This is a genomic window from Thermococcus sp. (assembly GCF_026988555.1).
Classification (GTDB): domain Archaea; phylum Methanobacteriota_B; class Thermococci; order Thermococcales; family Thermococcaceae; genus Thermococcus.
In genome coordinates, this window is sequence record NZ_JALSLB010000054.1 from 1 (window position 1) to 14,594 (window position 14,594).

Genomic DNA, 14,594 nt, shown 5'->3' on the forward strand with positions numbered 1-14,594 from the left:
TAGTCTGGTTCATTAAATGGCTGGTTGAGCAGGGCTCTGGGGGAAGCAAGAAGAGCGCCCTGGAGATACTCGATGAGAAGTACGCACGGGGCGAAATAGACGACGAGGAATACGAGAAGCGACGGAGGAAGCTCCTTGGGGGATGAGTACCTCTCATTTTTTCAGCTTTCTTTGTAATTATGGTTTCCTTTCCGAAAATTTTCGGGGTTTGAATTTCCAGAATGTGAGCAATAAGCCCTATATCCCGCCGGGCGAATGCGTATATGGAAAACAAAATTCGAGGTGATGCAAAATGGAGTGGAAGTCCCTGTTTATCGGGCTCCTCATCGGAGCGCTCATAGCCCTTCCGCTTGGAATGGCCCATACGGGGGGATTCGAGACAACCGAAAGAACCGGCACGCGCTGGGGATTTGGCCCCATGGGCGGTTACATGCACGGTGGTATGATGGGCTACGGCATGCACGGCATGATGGATGATGAGATGTACGCGGAAATGGAGGAGCACATGGGGGATGGCAACCTCATTGAGATGCACGATGAGATGGAGTCTGCCATGGAAGACTACATGACCAAGTACATGGGCGACGGCTGGAGGGAGAGGCACGAAGCCTGTGAGGAAGCCATGGGAATCGAGGAGGACGAGTGAGTCCTCAGCTTCCCGCTTTTCCTTTTACCTCCTCTTTTAGCTTGAATTTTTCTATGTTCTCCCTCGTCTTCTTGAACTCCCTCAGGCAGGTCGGGCAACAGAAGAAGTAAACCCTGTTGTGGTACTTATACACGATGGGCTCTCCCACTATCTCCTTGCCGCAGTAGTCGCACTTGAAGGGAACCTTGACCCTTGGAGGACTGGGGCGCTCTACGCTTTCGAGAATGGGCATTATCTCGATAACCTCGAACCCTGCACCCTCTATGACCTTTCTCAGCTCCTCCATGTTCTCAACGGCTATTTTTATGAGGTACTTCCTGCTCGTGAAGCGGTTTATTTCGATGATCTCTTCGAACTCCTTCATCTTATCTGGCTCGTCCGTCTTTACTATCAGCGCAACGACGTTGTGCGCCCTGAAAAGCTGTGGATTGAGCTTTACGGTGTACTTCTCGATTATTCCTTCCCTTTCAAGCTTTTCAAGCCGGGACTTGACGGTCGGCCTGCTGACACCGAGCCTTTCCGCAAGCTCTGAGATGCTCAGCCGGGAGTTGTCCATCAGCAGATAGATGAGCTTCAAGTCCAGGTCGTCTATCTTCATTCAACTTCACCGGGCTGAGGTATCTCCTTCAAACTATAAAAATTCTCTGGTTGAGCTTTTCAGATTGTAAAAAATAATCCCCATAAGTCCTCAAGCATAGTAAGTAACGGTGGAAGAAATGGAGCTTACGTTGAAGGTTAACGGCATGACCTGTGCCATGTGTGTTAAAACCATAGAGAGGGCCCTGAAAGAACTTCCTGGAGTGAAGGAAGCCAGGGCTAATTTGAACTCAGAGAACGTCCACGTTAAATTCGATGAATCCAGGGTTGGGTTGAACAGAATTATAGCCACCATCGAGGAGCTGGGCTATGAAGTAGTTAGAGAGCGGAGGGAAGCGGTGATTAAGATAGGTGGAATGACGTGCGCGATGTGTGCCAGGACCATAGAGGCCGCGCTCGGGGAAGTGCCCGGCGTTCTGGACGTGAGCGTCAACCTGGGAACCGAAAGTGCCAGGGTGAGCTACGACCCTGGCCTCGTAACTACTGATGACATCAAAAAAGCCATTGAAGAAGTTGGCTACCAGTTCATCGGTGTTGAGGGCGAGGAAACCCACGACCTTGAGAGGGAGCTGCGGGAGAGGCATCTCCGCAACATGAAGAAGAAGCTCGGCGTCGCGTGGGGAATAGGGATAGTCCTCTTCACCTCCATGCAGGCCGGGCGCTTCGGCTTTGAAATCCCGTACCCCATGCCCATCCAGTTCATCCTGTCCACCGTTGCGATAGCCTACGCTGGCAGGGAGATATTTGGCAAAGCCTGGGGCTCGCTCAAGCATAAAACCCTCAGCATGGAGGTCATGTACTCCCTGGGCATAGGTTCGGCCTACCTTGCGAGCGTCCTCGCAACGGTAGGGGTCATCCCGGAGGACTTCAACTTCTACGAGGCCAGCGTCCTGCTCATGGCCTTCCTGCTCCTCGGCAGGTACCTCGAAACGAGGGCCAAGGGGAGAACGAGCGAGGCTATCAAGAAGCTCATGGGGCTTCAGGCGAAGAAGGCCACAGTGATAAGGAACGGCGAGGAGATTGAGGTTCCGATAAGTGACGTCAAAGTTGGGGACATCGTGATAGTGAAGCCTGGAGAGAGGGTTCCCGTTGATGGTATCGTGCTCGATGGTGAAGGCTACGTGGACGAGTCCATGATAACCGGAGAGCCGGTTCCGAATCTCAAAAAGGCCGGGGACGAGGTTATAGGGGGGACTGTAAATAGGAACTCAGTGCTCAGGGTAGAGGCAAAGCGCGTCGGCAGGGATACCGTTCTGGCACAGATTATAAGGCTCGTTGAGGAGGCCCAGAACACGAAGCCGCCGATACAGAAGCTCGCCGACGCGATAGTTTCCTACTTCATACCCGCCGTCCTCACAATCGCGCTACTCTCCTTCGCCTACTGGTACTTCGTGGCCGGTGAGCCAGTGCTCTTCTCCTTTACAACCCTCCTCAGTGTCCTGGTAATAGCCTGCCCCTGCGCCTTCGGCCTTGCAACGCCGACCGCTTTGACGGTTGGAATGGGCAAAGGTGCCGAGATGGGGATACTCATCAAGAACGGGGAAGTGCTTGAGATAGCGAGGAAAGCCACCGTCGTGCTCTTCGACAAGACCGGAACGCTCACAAAGGGCAAGCCTGAAGTGACCGACGTAATAACCTTTGGCATGGACGAGAAGGATCTCATAAGGCTCGTTGCCTCGGTGGAGAAGCGCTCCGAGCACCCACTTGGCGAAGCTATCGTGAGGAAGGCCCAGGAACTCGGCCTTGAGCTTGAGGAGCCGGAGGAGTTCGAGGCGATAACCAGCAAGGGCGTTAGGGCGGTTGTTGGTGGGAAGGAGGTACTGGCGGGAAACAGGAAGCTCATGGCAGAGAACGGCATCGATATCACCGGAATAGAGGACTTCCTCACTAGACTTGAAAACGAAGCAAAAACTGCTATAGTGGTCGCTGTGGACGGTAACGTTGAGGGCGTAATCGGCATAGCGGACACAATAAAAGACGGAGCAAAGGAGGCCATTGAGGAGCTCCACAGGATGGGCAAGAAGGTCGGCATGATAACCGGTGACAACAGGAGAACGGCCGAGGCGATAGGGAGAGCCCTTGGGGTGGACTACGTCCTCGCAGAGGTTCTGCCCGGAGACAAGGCGGTGGAGGTCAAAAAGCTCCAGAAGAGAGGCGAGACAGTTATCTTCGTCGGCGACGGCATAAACGATGCCCCTGCCTTGGCCCAGGCGGATATAGGCATAGCCGTCGGCAACGCGACGGACATAGCCATGGAGAGCGGGGACATGGTTCTCATAAAGAACGACCCGAGGGACGTGGTGAGGGCAATAAAGCTGAGCCAGAAGACGCTGGCGAAGATAAAGCAGAACATCTTCTGGGCGATGTTCTACAACACGATGCTGATTCCCTTCGCGGCTGGTCTGGCATTCGTCCTCTTCGGCGTGGAATTCCAGCCCGAGTGGGCAGCGGGAGCGATGAGCATAAGCAGCGTCAGTGTCGTCACAAACTCGCTCCTGCTGAAGAGGGCCAAGGTGTGAGGTGGCCGAGATGATAGTCGAATACAATGGAAACACCGAGCTGAACTCTGGCAAAGTTGTGCTGTGGTTTTCCATCCCGGGCTGTCCACCGTGCAGGATCGTTGAAAGCTTCATGGAGGAGCTGAGCGGGGAGTTTCCCGAGATAAAGGTTGTTCATATCAACGCCGAGAAATGGAACGACCTCGTGAACCACTTTGACGTCCTCAACGTCCCGACGCTGATTTACCTTAAGGACGGGGAAGAGGTTGGGAGGCAGAATCTTATCAGGGGTAGGACGGAAGTGCTGGCAAAACTCGCTGAATTGTAGGACACAGTGGGGCGGTTAGCCGCTCCCCCTTTGACCGCTACCTAGGCGTGACCGGGGAGGCTACCTGACTATCCAGATTGTCCAGACCATGAGGATGTACGCGACGACGCTCAGGAGGATGTGGACTTTTATCCATAGACCTCTCCTTTTTGAGAGAAGGATCAACGCCCCGCTTAGCATGGAGAGCGTCATAACTGCAAAGGTCAGATAACCTATGGTGTTGTGGCTGAGGACGACCATTCTAGGACCTCCCCACGGGGAATATGTAGAGGGGAACACCCTCTGTACCTATTATCCCGGCCACACGACTCTCATCGAAGGCCCCCACTGAAACAGTTCCGAGGCCAAGTGCCGTGGCCTGCAGGTAGATGTTCTGTCCGATATGTCCCGCTTCCATGTGAACGTACATCCTCCCCCTACTCCCGTAGTACCCGGTCGTTCTGCCGTAGAACGCCACCAAGACTATGTCAGCGGCAGCCTTCCCAACCCACTCTTGGTTGAGGGCGGCCTTTTGGAGCTCCCCTCGCAGGTCCCCCATCTTCAAGGTCTGCAGGGAATGCCGGATGGGATCATAGCGGTATATCCCAGGTTCCACTCCCTCGACACTACCCACAAACACGAAAACCTCCATGGGGTAAGTGGCACCAGCACTCGGGGCACTGCGTTTGTTCTCATGTGTTATACCCTGCGCGGCCCAAAGGAGCTGTGAAAGCTCACTTAACGTCAGCGGCTCCCTCCTGTAATTTCGGACGCTCCTTCTGAGGGTTATGGCCTCCTCAACACTCATATCACCTTTCAACCGAGGGGCCGGAAGGAGTATCTCCCCGTTTACCAGTCCCGTGCCACTGCCTTCCCTTGGGATGTAGGGCTTCAACAGAAGCGCCGCGGAGAGCACTATAACAAGGACAACGATAAAAAAGGATATCTTCTTATAGTAGTTCAGGGTCATACTTTATTATACATTGTCATCATATTTTAACTTTATCAAACCATTTAACACTCTAAAGTCAAAGGTTGCTCCGGGCACAAGGGTAATAACCCTCAAGGCTAAAGTGTACATAACGCTCGGGGATTATCGTAGGTAACCACCCGCACATCGAGGCGGATCAATACGGCCGGAATAGAAGGGGTTGTAATGAAGTTAGAATCTTCGGAAAATGAACTTAAAGGATGCCATCCTGGCTCCAAGACACGTGCAGCCCTTTTATTGTCACTCCTGTCCCCCTTTTTCGCCGAGATACTCAGTGGTTCAACCCCACCCCTAAGGGCTCTTAATCCCCTGGCTTTCGGTTTTTTGTGGGCCTTCTACGGTGGGGGTGTCCTTCTAATGCGGGAGCTCTGGGTAAGGTGGGGTAGAGGGTACTTGCGATTGATGCTCCTCGGAGCAGTTTACGGAGTGGTAGAGGAGGGATTGATTATCAAGTCTTGGTTTGACCCCCATTGGAAGGATCTCGGCATGCTGGGAACCTACGGAAGGGTGTGGGGGGTGAACACCGTCTGGGCAGCGTGGCTCACCATCTTCCATTCCCTCCTTAGCGTATCCCTGCCGGTACTGGTGGTTGAGGCTCTTTATCCCAGCTACAAAAACAAGCCACTCCTAGAAGGGAGAGGACTCGCGGTTGCCGCTGGTTCGTTTACACTGTCGGGCTTGGTGATGTTCATCTTCCTCAACCCGTATAGGCCGCCCCTGGTTCAGTACACCTTGACCATTGTCCTGGTGGGCTTCCTCCTGGCGGTCGCCAGGTACCTCCGGAAACCCTCACCCAAGACGTCTAAAGGCCAGACCCAACACCCTTTCCTATACGGACTCGCCGTCGCATTTTTACTGTTCTTTGTGTATACCGCCTTTCCACACTCCTCACTTCCACCGGTTGTGACGATACTCCTTGGTGTCCTGATGGCGCTGTATTTTTATTCCCAGCTTGGCCTGCTTGATGACTCGAGCAGGTTCCTTTTGGTCTTAGGGTTCCTCTCATTTTGGATGATCCCCTACGATATCCTCTTGGAGCTCAAGGGGGTAACGGGGGAGGCAGCAGTTGGCATTACGGCATTTTTACTGCTGCTCCTAAGGTGGAGGTCAGTCGTTCAAAAAAGCCCGTTGGAAGGGGCCCCGGTTAACAGGGAGTCTTAAAACGGGGGCGTGGCCCCCTCAAAGTGCGGAGATATGGAAAACGCTCTCCATCAACCTGCCGAAGAGGTAGCTGAGAAAGGCGGCACCGAGTCCGGTCGTCACCATCTCCGCGATCTTTGTCCGTATTGAGATTCCAGAGAGCACCGAGATGAGTGTGGCCACTACTGCCAGGGCGGCCCCAGCAAAGACCACTGAGAAGGGCAGTGCTGTAAGTGACGAGCCGAATAGGAAGTATGGAAGCACAGGGAAAACGACGCCCAGTATGTATGCCAGGCCGGTATACAACGCCGAGCGCACCTCGTTCTCCACCCTCTCCCCACCAGTGAGTAGCTTCAGAAGCGCCTCATGGTTACTTGAGATTTTCTCCGCGATCTCCTCTGCTATGTCCTCTGGCATCCCGCTCTCCCCGAGCCGTTCAAGTAGTTCATCCTTTGCCCTTCCCGGTGAGACTTCAAAGAGGGCCTCCATACGCTTCTGCACGCTCTCATTTACCTGTCGTTGAGAACGAACCGATATGAAGGACCCTATGGCCATCGAAAGGGCCCCTGCAACACCAACGATCAGACCGCTTATGCCAACTATTCGGGGAGAATTGACGTAAACAGCGGAGAGACCCGTTACAGCACCCAGAAGTTCAACCAGGCCATCGTTCATGCCCAAAACGAAGTCCCGTATGTTGTCCGTGTGGAATCGCTTTTTGGCCTCCGCAAAGAAGTGCTCGTGTTCAAGTTCGTCAACTATTACCTCCGAGAGGATCTTCCTTTCGTCCTCGGCAAGCTCAAACTCAGTGAGGAACTCAAAGTACCTCTCAACTGCAGAGTTCTCCCCCAGCTCAAGGAGCGAAGCAACCGCCCCAGGCCCTAGGAGTCTCCTCAAAAGCTTTATCGAGAGGAACGACAGTTTCCCCACTTTCATCCTCGGGGCCTTTACCCCACGGCGCTCAAGAAAATCATACCAGAACTTGGCGTGCTCTGATTCGATGGTGGAAAGCCTCAAAAATTCTCTTCTCAACGTCCCGTTCTTCTCGCCCTTCGCAAGCTGTGCGTAGAGCACGGAATCTCTGTACTCATCCTCATAAAACTTACTCGCAAGCTCAACCGCCCTCATAACAACCCCCACCAAAAAGAAAAGAACGGGACGTTATAAATCACTCGAGGGAAACCTCGTTCTCCCAGAGGCCGTGGATGTTGCAGTAGCTGAGCGCGTAGAGCTTGCCCTTCTTAGTCGTCTTGAAGAAGAAGACCGCCCTCGGCTCGGTCAGCGGGTCGCTGTGGTTGGTGAAAGCAACCCTGCCGACGAGAATCGGGAAGTTGCCGTCCTCGGGGTGGAAGTAGAGCTCAATCCAGGCTATGTGATGCTCCGGGGTGTTTGGGTGAGGTATCTCCTTGCCGACGCTGACCTCGACCTTGACGAGGTCGCCTTCCTTCTCGTACTCTATAACGGGGACGTGCTTCTCCCCCTTCCAGTCTCCACTCTTTACCGTTCCGCTTATCATCCCAATCACCTCACTCTATCTTTTCAAACATGTCCTTGGGAGCACCGCAGAGCGGGCAGACCCACTCGTCCGGAAGGTCTTCGAACTTGGTTCCAGGCTCAGCTCCGCTGTCCGGATCACCCTCCTCCTCATCGTAGATGTATCCGCAAACCATGCATTTCCATTTGGCCATTTCTTTCACCACCCTAATATTCTTAGCCATACCTTATAAAGTTTGCGTCCCAAACTTGAGAAATAAGAAATCGAAAGGTTTACTCAAAGACCACAAACTTATCCCTTGGAGCGCCGCACACCGGGCAGTACTCTGGGGCTTCGTCAATGGCAGTGTACCCACAGATGGGGCAGATGTAAACCCTCTTTATCTCGATGTCCTTTCCGCTCTCGGCGGTTTCCTTGGCCTTTTCGTAGAGCTTGGCATGTATCTTTTCCGCTTCAAGGGCGTAGTTGGTAGTCCGGACTGCATCTTTCTCTCCCTGGAATTCCGCGGCATTGTGGAATACCGGGTACATCTCCTCGACCTCGTAGGTCTCGCCGTTTATCCCTTCTTGAAGGTTCTCCGGGGTTTTTCCCAACTTCCCGAGGGCCATAAAGTGGTTTTTGGCGTGTACAAATTCAGCGTGTGCAATAGCCCTGAAGAGCTTTGCTATGTTATGATAGCCCTCCTTCTCAGCCTGCCCCGCGAAAATCAGGTACCTCATGTGTGCCATGCTCTCCCCGGCGAAGGCCTCCTCAAGAAACTTCCTCGTCATTTTCCTCTTTACCACCATACGTTTCACCTTCGAAAACTCTCGGAATATGTTATGTAGCAATGTATAAAAGGGTTTTCCGGATCCCTAGTTTGGGCCGTTTCATGACCCTCCGAAAAGTTCAACACAGACCCGGCATTCCGCGGGATCAAGCTCCGGGTCAACCTTGGAGTGAAACGAACAGACGTATCCCTTCCCAAGCATCCTCACTGCGATTCGAACGAGTTCAGAGTGTACCACGTACTCATCTGGCCGTTCCTGAAGCACCCGGTCCGCAAGCGCCTTGATCTCCTCCTCCACATCAGGAAAGATGGACACGTCCATCAGTGCACCCCTGTCCATTCTCAGGTAGCGGGATACCGCTGATTGGGTTATGTGAAGCAGTTCCGCTATCTCCGCCTGTTTCAGCCCCCTATTCCTCAACATCTCAACGAGGCGCCGTCTGAGGGAGGGATACACGTAGCGTGAAGCCACTTCAAAGGCGTTGGTCTTCATGGTCATCTTTATGACATATGGGATATTTAAGTCTTCTTCAGTCCTTTCAGCTCGTTCATCATTTCTATGAATTTCTCGTCACTCATGCCGAGGAGCCTTTTTGCTCCCTTCAGAGTTATCGTCCTCGCGAGGGTCCTCCCCATCACGGGATTCTCAAGGGGGGAGAAGCCGTACTTCACGAGCACCTTAAGTGATTCTGGATATGCCTTAAGGAGCTTACCCACGTTGGTTTCCTCCGTTATCTCGTCCAGTTTATCGTCGCACTCCTTGACCTCCATCCTGAGCTCCTTGGAGCTTTCAGTCTTGGTAACCCTGAGAACGAAGAAGCCCGAGACCTCTTTGACCCCAACTTCGTAGCCCGCCTCATCAAGCTTCCCCAGAATGTCGATGAAAGGCTTATCCCCTATCACCTCAAGTGTTTCATCAACTTTGAGCTTTCCGAGGTTTTCTATGATCATAACCGCCGGCTGAGGCGCCTCTAATCCACGAACATTGAGCATCATATTAATCACCACGTTCGTCTTATATGACGCTCGACATATAAACTTTACCGGGCATATCTGCCCAACAATGCTTATAAGTACTTCATATGACACCCGTCATGAAGGTGATGGAAATGACTGAACTACTGGATAAGCGTGAATACAAGAAGGAACAGCTGAAGAGGCTTCTCCTTAGAATCCACAGAGGAGAGGACGTGAATAAGCTCAAAGAGGAATTCCGCAGGGTTTTGAGCGGGATCTCCCCCCTGGAGATACCCCTAATTGAACAGGAGCTCGTGAAGGAGGGCATCTCCGCCAAGGACATAGCGAAGATGTGCGACCTGCACGTTGAGCTGTTCAGGGAAGCGGTTAAAGGCACGGATGAGCTCGAGGAGAGAGATTTGCCTGACGGACACCCGCTCAAAACCCTCTACCAGGAGAACAAGGAGATTATGAAAGATTCTGAAATGCTCAACCTCTACGCGAGAACCCTCACCACGACAAAGGACGAGCGCATGAGGGAAGAAATTCTCGGCGTTCTGGAAGAGATAGTGGGCAACCTCAGGAAGGTCGGTTTCACTCACTACAACCGTGAGGAGATGCTGACGTTCCCATACATCGAGCGGAGAGGTCTTACGGCGATAGCAACCGTCCTCTGGACAAAACATGATGAGATAAGGTTCATGATAAAGCACATGGCCGGGCTTCTTAGGAAGAGGGATAAGATGCAGTGGAGTGAGTTCATTGAACGCTTTAAGGAGAAAGCCGGCGAGGCTTCATTCGCGCTGAGCGATATGGTTTTCAGGGAGAACAACATCTACTACCCGACGCTCAAAGCCCTCCTCACAGAGGGCGAGTGGAAGGCCGTAAGAATGCAGGAGGATGAGATCGGTTTCTATAAGGTTGATCCACCCGCCTGGGACCTCGGTGAGAGCGTTAAGCCGCTCCACCCCTGGGAGATAGATCCAGAGCTGAGCGTAGAACAGCTCCTTGGACTTCCAAAGGAAGTTCAGCAGGCGTTGAAGGGGCAGCCACTGGAGTTCGATAAGAGCCTGCTGAAGCGGGAAGGCGACGTCGACCTGGGAACCGGCTACCTGAGCGTTGAGGAACTAAAGGCCATCTTCGAGGCGCTCCCGGTTGATATCACGTTCATCGACAAAGACGACCGCGTTAGGTTCTTCTCGCCAGGGGAGAGGATATTCGACAGGACCATGTCGGTGCTGGGCAGGCCCGTTCAACTCTGCCACCCGCCGAAGAGCGTCCATATCGTTAACAAGATACTCAAGGCCTTCAGAGAAGGCAGAAAGAAGGAGGCCGCGTTCTGGCTCAGGCTCGGTCCCAAGTACGTTTACATCAGGTACCTGCCGGTATTCGGTAGAGACGGGAACTACCTTGGCACGCTCGAGATAACCATGGACATCGAACCTTATAAAAGAATAGAGGGCGAGAAGAGACTGCTTGACTGGAGGGATTGAAATGAGGGGAAAAAGGGGTATCTTCAAACGGCGCGTTGAGCGTTTTCAAAATGTCATGAGGGAGAACGGAATAGAAGGCGCCGTTATAAGGACGCTTTCGAGCTTTATTTACTTCACAGGGACAAAATGGCTTAGACCAAGCCTTCTGATTCCGGCGGAGGGAGAGCCCGTAGTCTACGTCGTTAAAGGAGAGGCCGACATCTTCAGGAAAAAGAGCTGGATAGAAAACATCGTGGAGTTCCAAAAGGCCGAGGACCTGATGGCCGGAATCGTTGGCTGGATACACTCCAACGGCATAAGCACAGTAGGCCTTGAATTTGGAATAGAAAGGGACGCCTACCTCATCTTCTTTAAGATATTCAAGCGTCTAAACCCGACCGTTGAGATAGTGGACATCCTGGAGCTGACCATGGGGCTTCGCATGATAAAAGATGAGTGGGAGCTTGAGAACATTAGGAGGGCTGGAAAGATCGCCCGGTGGGGAATGGAGGTTGCGAGGGAGGTCCTAAAACCTGGCATGAGCGAGCTTGAGATCGCCGCTGAGGTGGTTCATGAGCTCATGGTCAGTGGCAGTGAGGATCCGAAGGTCTACGTTTCGACCACACCAAGGGCCCACGCGGAGCCTTTCAGAGACCTTAAGGTTCCTGAGAATGGTGTGGTCACAGTAGTCATAGGTTCAGACTGGAACCACTACTACTCCAACACCGCCAGAACCTTCGTTGTCGGGGATCCGGGGGATCGGGTCAAAAGGGCAATGGATGTTAAAGAAGAAGCCCTGAAACTCGCCCTTGAAGAGACCAGAACGGGTGTTACCCTGGCCTCGGTCGAGAGAAAGCTGGCAAATTTCTTCAAGGACAGGGGGTTCGGCGACGCCTATCTGGCGGGATACACGCACAGCGTTGGTCTTCTGATCGAGGAGCCGCCGATAACTACCATAGTCGTGCCCCAGAGGGCCTCAAAGGTGCAGGAGAACATGGCCCTCGCGATAATTCACCCACCCCTGATGATTCCGGAGGGTGCGATAAAGCACGAGGACACCTACATCGTAGGGAGAAGCGGTCTCGAAAGGGTCACATAAAACCTTTGTTCCCCGTTTCATGAAGGCACTTACTATTTAATACATCAGTTAAATAATTAAATAATTTGATATTTCAAGGATTCAATCGCCACCGATGTAGTCAAGCGTCTCTTCAACGAAGTCCTCGAAAGCGTCTTCATCCATCTCCTCAAGCCTCACCTCGAAACTCCCTCCGAGACTCCACCGGACCGCCACACGCCCCATACTGGTCTCGGCTATGACGAGACCGAACGGCATATCACCCGCCCAGTGATGCTTTGAAAACCTAACCTCAAAACCCTCCTGTTGCAGAGCCTCGAGGATCCTCTCGTACGTCTTGAGGGGTCCCTCACTCGTCTTTACGAATCCGACGTACGGCACGATATCACCTCTGGTCCTTCAATTACCACATTCAGTTTGTACCTCAAACTTTAAAGGTTTTGCTTTTGAAATAAACGGGATAACAAAGCGGTGTCAAAAGACTTAAATCTTAGGGAGATCTAATTATACTGGTGATCTCCGTGGAATACCTGGACGTTAAGGTCTTGGATGAGGAGGGGGAGGAGAGGACACTGAGGGAGCTTGTTCTCGGGAAATGGACGATCCTGTATTTTTATCCAAAGGACAACACGCCCGGCTGCACAACGGAAGCGAAGGAGTTTAGTGGACTTTCTGATGAGTTTAAGGAACTGGGGGTACAGGTGATAGGAGTTTCTAGGGACTCTCCAAGGAGCCACCGTCGCTTTAAAGAGAGGCATGCCCTTGAGGTTCAACTTCTAAGCGACCCTGACGGCAGATTGCATAAGGTTTTTGGGGCCTGGGGAAAAAAGAAAAGCTACGGCAGGGAATACGAGGGAGTGATACGGAGCACCTTCGTCCTAAACCCCGAGGGAGAGATTGTGTGGAAAAAGATAAATGTCCGGGCGAAGGGACATGCCGCGAAGGTCCTTGAAGAGGTCAAAAAGCTAATTAACAGGGAGGAGTATTCATAGCGGTGATCCTTATGAATGAACTTGAAGCACTTGCGCTGGCTCTCGAAATTGAGAAGGTCGAGCTGAAGTTCTACCTGGGCCTGGCCAGGAAAGCAAAAGACGAAAGGGCCAAAAAGATGTTCCTCTTTCTGGCGGAGGAGGAAGCGGAGCACTGGAAATCCTTCGAGGAGAGGTTCGTCGAGGAACTCATCGAGAGGTGTGAACTGCCTGCGGTGGATAGAGAACTTCTCGAAAAGCTCACCCCCAAGTATGAGGGCGAGCTGAGCGAGGTCGACGCGGTCAGGATAGGTATGGAGCAGGAAAAACTCACCTGGGGGTTCTACGAGGAAGCCGCAAAAAACGCGGAGCACGGGGATGTCAAAAGGGTCTTTGAAGAACTCGCGGGGGTGGAGAAGGGACACTACGAGCTTCTTAGAGCCCAGTACGATTCGATAATGAAAACGGGGATATGGATGGACTACCAAGACTTCAGCCTTGAGGTGGACTGACCTCCACCTTCGTTTTCCGGTGAGCGGTAACGGAAGACTAGAGATCAGAGGTCCTGACACCATCCTTTATCTTCGCCTCAAGAGAGAAAGCCTTCCTTGAGTTCCCAACAACAACCGCCCCCACGACCCATTCCCCCTCCGCGAACACCTTCACGTTCTCATCGAGCCACCGGCCCTGTCCCCGTGTACGTCCAATTATGGCCATTGAAAGGTCGCCGAACTTAAAGACCGTGGAACGGAAATCGAAGTCGTAGCTGTTCTCCTTTCCCATTAGAAGGTCTGAGAGAACCCTGGCGTGTCCCATTGCTCCCCTGGCGGTTCCACAGATCGTTCCGTTGTACTCGGCGCAGTCCCCTATGGCATAAACGTCCCGGGCCGAGGTCCGAAACTCTTCATCGATAAGAACACCCCTTCCAACGTGTACCCCGCTCTTCCTTGCGATCCCCACGTTCGGGGTTATCCCGATGGCGCAGAGTTTTACCCTAGATTTTACATAGCCCCCGCTTGTTGCAACCCCATTTGAATCTGCCCGTAGGAGGTCGACGTTCAGGTGAAACTCAACGCCGCTTTCCTCCAGCCTCTTCCGTATTATGGAGCTCAGCTCACGGTCAAGGCCCAGAAACGTGTCCCGCCTGTGGATCAGTTTAACACGATAACCGGCCTTTGCGAGATTCGCCGCCAGCTCCAGCCCCATAAAACCTCCTCCGACCACGAGCAGCTCCCCGTTTTCTTCGACTAGCCGCCTCACTTCTTCTGCATCGTCTAGGTCCCTCAGGGTAAGCAGATATTCCTTTCCCTCTACCCCTGGTTCTCTGGCCCTTGCCCCGGTTGCCAGGACCAAGACATCGTACGGGAGCTCTCCTCCGTTTGTCATCAGAACCTTTCTTCCCCGGTCTATCAGCTTGGCCTCAGTTTCGAGCAAGAGTTCAATGCCCCTCCTCTCGTACCATTCAATTGAATAGGGGAAGAGCTTTTTTCTTCCCACAAGCCCAGCTATGTAGAGACTGAGCATTGGCTTCGAGTAGTGGGGGACTTCCTCACGATCCACCACGGTTACATCGAACGTCCCGGAGAGGTTCTTCGCAAGCTCTACACCTCCGGGACCATTCCCAACCACCAGTACCTTCACCGTAACACCCCGTTCACATCAATAAAGAGGATACA

20 protein-coding genes are annotated in these 14,594 nt (G+C 52.9%); 9 read left to right on the forward strand and 11 right to left on the reverse strand.

Annotated elements, in window-relative coordinates; translation table 11 throughout:
• Both MVK60_RS07760 and MVK60_RS07765 read left to right on the forward strand, forming a co-directional pair.
• The coding region (locus MVK60_RS07760) for an SHOCT domain-containing protein (protein WP_297438411.1) at positions 1–146 on the forward strand (146 nt) is incomplete at its 5' end.
• Positions 147–292: 146 nt separating this feature from the next.
• The gene (locus MVK60_RS07765) at positions 293–646 is read left to right on the forward strand and encodes a hypothetical protein (protein WP_297438131.1); all 354 of its coding nucleotides are present in this window, start codon (positions 293–295) and stop codon (positions 644–646) included.
• Between the two features lie 4 nt (positions 647–650).
• On the opposite strand, the gene MVK60_RS07770 is transcribed toward MVK60_RS07765, so the two are convergent.
• Complete coding sequence (locus MVK60_RS07770; protein ID WP_297438133.1) at positions 651–1,244, reverse strand: TRASH domain-containing protein; 594 nt, start codon at positions 1,242–1,244, stop codon at positions 651–653.
• 118 nt (positions 1,245–1,362) lie between these two features.
• Between MVK60_RS07770 and MVK60_RS07775 the strand changes: the two genes are divergently transcribed.
• Together MVK60_RS07775 and MVK60_RS07780 are read left to right on the forward strand one after the other, a co-directional pair.
• Positions 1,363–3,762 carry a heavy metal translocating P-type ATPase gene (locus tag MVK60_RS07775; protein ID WP_297438413.1) on the forward strand — a complete coding sequence of 800 codons (2,400 nt, stop codon included), beginning with the start codon at positions 1,363–1,365 and terminating at the stop codon, positions 3,760–3,762.
• A gap of 10 nt (positions 3,763–3,772) precedes the next feature.
• On the forward strand, positions 3,773–4,069 hold the full coding sequence (locus tag MVK60_RS07780) for a thioredoxin family protein (protein ID WP_297438135.1): 297 nt from the start codon (positions 3,773–3,775) through the stop codon (positions 4,067–4,069).
• Between the two features lie 60 nt (positions 4,070–4,129).
• Here MVK60_RS07780 and MVK60_RS07785 read toward each other — a convergent pair whose 3' ends face one another.
• Positions 4,130–4,309: a hypothetical protein gene (locus tag MVK60_RS07785; protein WP_297438136.1), complete on the reverse strand. Its 180-nt coding sequence runs from the start codon at positions 4,307–4,309 to the stop codon at positions 4,130–4,132.
• Between the two features lies 1 nt (position 4,310).
• Positions 4,311–5,018 (reverse strand): SagB/ThcOx family dehydrogenase, encoded by a 708-nt coding sequence (locus MVK60_RS07790; protein WP_297438138.1) that lies wholly within the window; start codon positions 5,016–5,018, stop codon positions 4,311–4,313.
• A gap of 378 nt (positions 5,019–5,396) precedes the next feature.
• On the opposite strand from MVK60_RS07790, the gene MVK60_RS07795 reads away from it, so the two are divergent.
• Complete coding sequence (locus MVK60_RS07795; RefSeq protein WP_297438140.1) at positions 5,397–6,200, forward strand: hypothetical protein; 804 nt, start codon at positions 5,397–5,399, stop codon at positions 6,198–6,200.
• An 18-nt stretch (positions 6,201–6,218) separates the two neighbouring features.
• Here the strand turns inward: MVK60_RS07795 and MVK60_RS07800 are convergent, their stop codons facing one another.
• The 6 genes from MVK60_RS07800 to MVK60_RS07825 form a co-directional block, all read right to left on the reverse strand.
• Positions 6,219–7,307, reverse strand: coding sequence for a VIT1/CCC1 transporter family protein (locus MVK60_RS07800; RefSeq protein ID WP_297438414.1), 1,089 nt, complete (start codon positions 7,305–7,307; stop codon positions 6,219–6,221).
• A 40-nt stretch (positions 7,308–7,347) separates the two neighbouring features.
• Entirely contained in the window at positions 7,348–7,695 is a 348-nt protein-coding gene (locus tag MVK60_RS07805) for a desulfoferrodoxin family protein (RefSeq protein ID WP_297438142.1), read from the reverse strand.
• A gap of 10 nt (positions 7,696–7,705) precedes the next feature.
• Positions 7,706–7,867, reverse strand: coding sequence for a rubredoxin (gene rd / locus MVK60_RS07810; protein WP_297438416.1), 162 nt, complete (start codon positions 7,865–7,867; stop codon positions 7,706–7,708).
• 79 nt (positions 7,868–7,946) lie between these two features.
• Positions 7,947–8,462, reverse strand: coding sequence for a rubrerythrin family protein (locus MVK60_RS07815; RefSeq protein ID WP_297438144.1), 516 nt, complete (start codon positions 8,460–8,462; stop codon positions 7,947–7,949).
• 81 nt (positions 8,463–8,543) lie between these two features.
• Positions 8,544–8,936, reverse strand: coding sequence for an ArsR family transcriptional regulator (locus tag MVK60_RS07820; RefSeq protein WP_297438418.1), 393 nt, complete (start codon positions 8,934–8,936; stop codon positions 8,544–8,546).
• A 26-nt stretch (positions 8,937–8,962) separates the two neighbouring features.
• Positions 8,963–9,451 carry a DUF1858 domain-containing protein gene (locus MVK60_RS07825; protein ID WP_297438146.1) on the reverse strand — a complete coding sequence of 163 codons (489 nt, stop codon included), beginning with the start codon at positions 9,449–9,451 and terminating at the stop codon, positions 8,963–8,965.
• A 101-nt stretch (positions 9,452–9,552) separates the two neighbouring features.
• Between MVK60_RS07825 and MVK60_RS07830 the strand changes: the two genes are divergently transcribed.
• Both MVK60_RS07830 and MVK60_RS07835 read left to right on the forward strand, forming a co-directional pair.
• Entirely contained in the window at positions 9,553–10,893 is a 1,341-nt protein-coding gene (locus tag MVK60_RS07830; RefSeq protein WP_297438420.1) for a DUF438 domain-containing protein, read from the forward strand.
• Between the two features lies 1 nt (position 10,894).
• Positions 10,895–11,971, forward strand: a complete 1,077-nt coding sequence (locus MVK60_RS07835; protein ID WP_297438148.1) for a Xaa-Pro peptidase family protein — start codon at positions 10,895–10,897, stop codon at positions 11,969–11,971.
• Between the two features lie 81 nt (positions 11,972–12,052).
• Here MVK60_RS07835 and MVK60_RS07840 read toward each other — a convergent pair whose 3' ends face one another.
• Positions 12,053–12,331: a hypothetical protein gene (locus MVK60_RS07840; protein ID WP_297438150.1), complete on the reverse strand. Its 279-nt coding sequence runs from the start codon at positions 12,329–12,331 to the stop codon at positions 12,053–12,055.
• Between the two features lie 140 nt (positions 12,332–12,471).
• On the opposite strand from MVK60_RS07840, the gene MVK60_RS07845 reads away from it, so the two are divergent.
• Together MVK60_RS07845 and MVK60_RS07850 are read left to right on the forward strand one after the other, a co-directional pair.
• Positions 12,472–12,942 carry a peroxiredoxin gene (locus tag MVK60_RS07845; protein WP_297438422.1) on the forward strand — a complete coding sequence of 157 codons (471 nt, stop codon included), beginning with the start codon at positions 12,472–12,474 and terminating at the stop codon, positions 12,940–12,942.
• An 11-nt stretch (positions 12,943–12,953) separates the two neighbouring features.
• Positions 12,954–13,430 (forward strand): ferritin family protein, encoded by a 477-nt coding sequence (locus tag MVK60_RS07850; protein WP_297438152.1) that lies wholly within the window; start codon positions 12,954–12,956, stop codon positions 13,428–13,430.
• A gap of 37 nt (positions 13,431–13,467) precedes the next feature.
• Here MVK60_RS07850 and MVK60_RS07855 read toward each other — a convergent pair whose 3' ends face one another.
• Positions 13,468–14,559, reverse strand: coding sequence for an FAD/NAD(P)-binding oxidoreductase (locus MVK60_RS07855; protein ID WP_297438154.1), 1,092 nt, complete (start codon positions 14,557–14,559; stop codon positions 13,468–13,470).
• Between the last annotated feature and the right edge of the window lie 35 nt (positions 14,560–14,594).

Coding starts and splice junctions, on each gene's coding strand:
- MVK60_RS07765 (WP_297438131.1), top strand. CDS start 293: ATGGAGTGGAAGTCCCTGTTTATCGGGCTCCTCATCGGAGCGCTCATA.
- MVK60_RS07770 (WP_297438133.1), bottom strand. CDS start 1,244: ATGAAGATAGACGACCTGGACTTGAAGCTCATCTATCTGCTGATGGAC.
- MVK60_RS07775 (WP_297438413.1), top strand. CDS start 1,363: ATGGAGCTTACGTTGAAGGTTAACGGCATGACCTGTGCCATGTGTGTT.
- MVK60_RS07780 (WP_297438135.1), top strand. CDS start 3,773: ATGATAGTCGAATACAATGGAAACACCGAGCTGAACTCTGGCAAAGTT.
- MVK60_RS07785 (WP_297438136.1), bottom strand. CDS start 4,309: ATGGTCGTCCTCAGCCACAACACCATAGGTTATCTGACCTTTGCAGTT.
- MVK60_RS07790 (WP_297438138.1), bottom strand. CDS start 5,018: ATGACCCTGAACTACTATAAGAAGATATCCTTTTTTATCGTTGTCCTT.
- MVK60_RS07795 (WP_297438140.1), top strand. CDS start 5,397: ATGCGGGAGCTCTGGGTAAGGTGGGGTAGAGGGTACTTGCGATTGATG.
- MVK60_RS07800 (WP_297438414.1), bottom strand. CDS start 7,307: ATGAGGGCGGTTGAGCTTGCGAGTAAGTTTTATGAGGATGAGTACAGA.
- MVK60_RS07805 (WP_297438142.1), bottom strand. CDS start 7,695: ATGATAAGCGGAACGGTAAAGAGTGGAGACTGGAAGGGGGAGAAGCAC.
- rd (WP_297438416.1), bottom strand. CDS start 7,867: ATGGCCAAATGGAAATGCATGGTTTGCGGATACATCTACGATGAGGAG.
- MVK60_RS07815 (WP_297438144.1), bottom strand. CDS start 8,462: ATGGTGGTAAAGAGGAAAATGACGAGGAAGTTTCTTGAGGAGGCCTTC.
- MVK60_RS07820 (WP_297438418.1), bottom strand. CDS start 8,936: ATGAAGACCAACGCCTTTGAAGTGGCTTCACGCTACGTGTATCCCTCC.
- MVK60_RS07830 (WP_297438420.1), top strand. CDS start 9,553: ATGACTGAACTACTGGATAAGCGTGAATACAAGAAGGAACAGCTGAAG.
- MVK60_RS07835 (WP_297438148.1), top strand. CDS start 10,895: ATGAGGGGAAAAAGGGGTATCTTCAAACGGCGCGTTGAGCGTTTTCAA.
- MVK60_RS07850 (WP_297438152.1), top strand. CDS start 12,954: ATGAATGAACTTGAAGCACTTGCGCTGGCTCTCGAAATTGAGAAGGTC.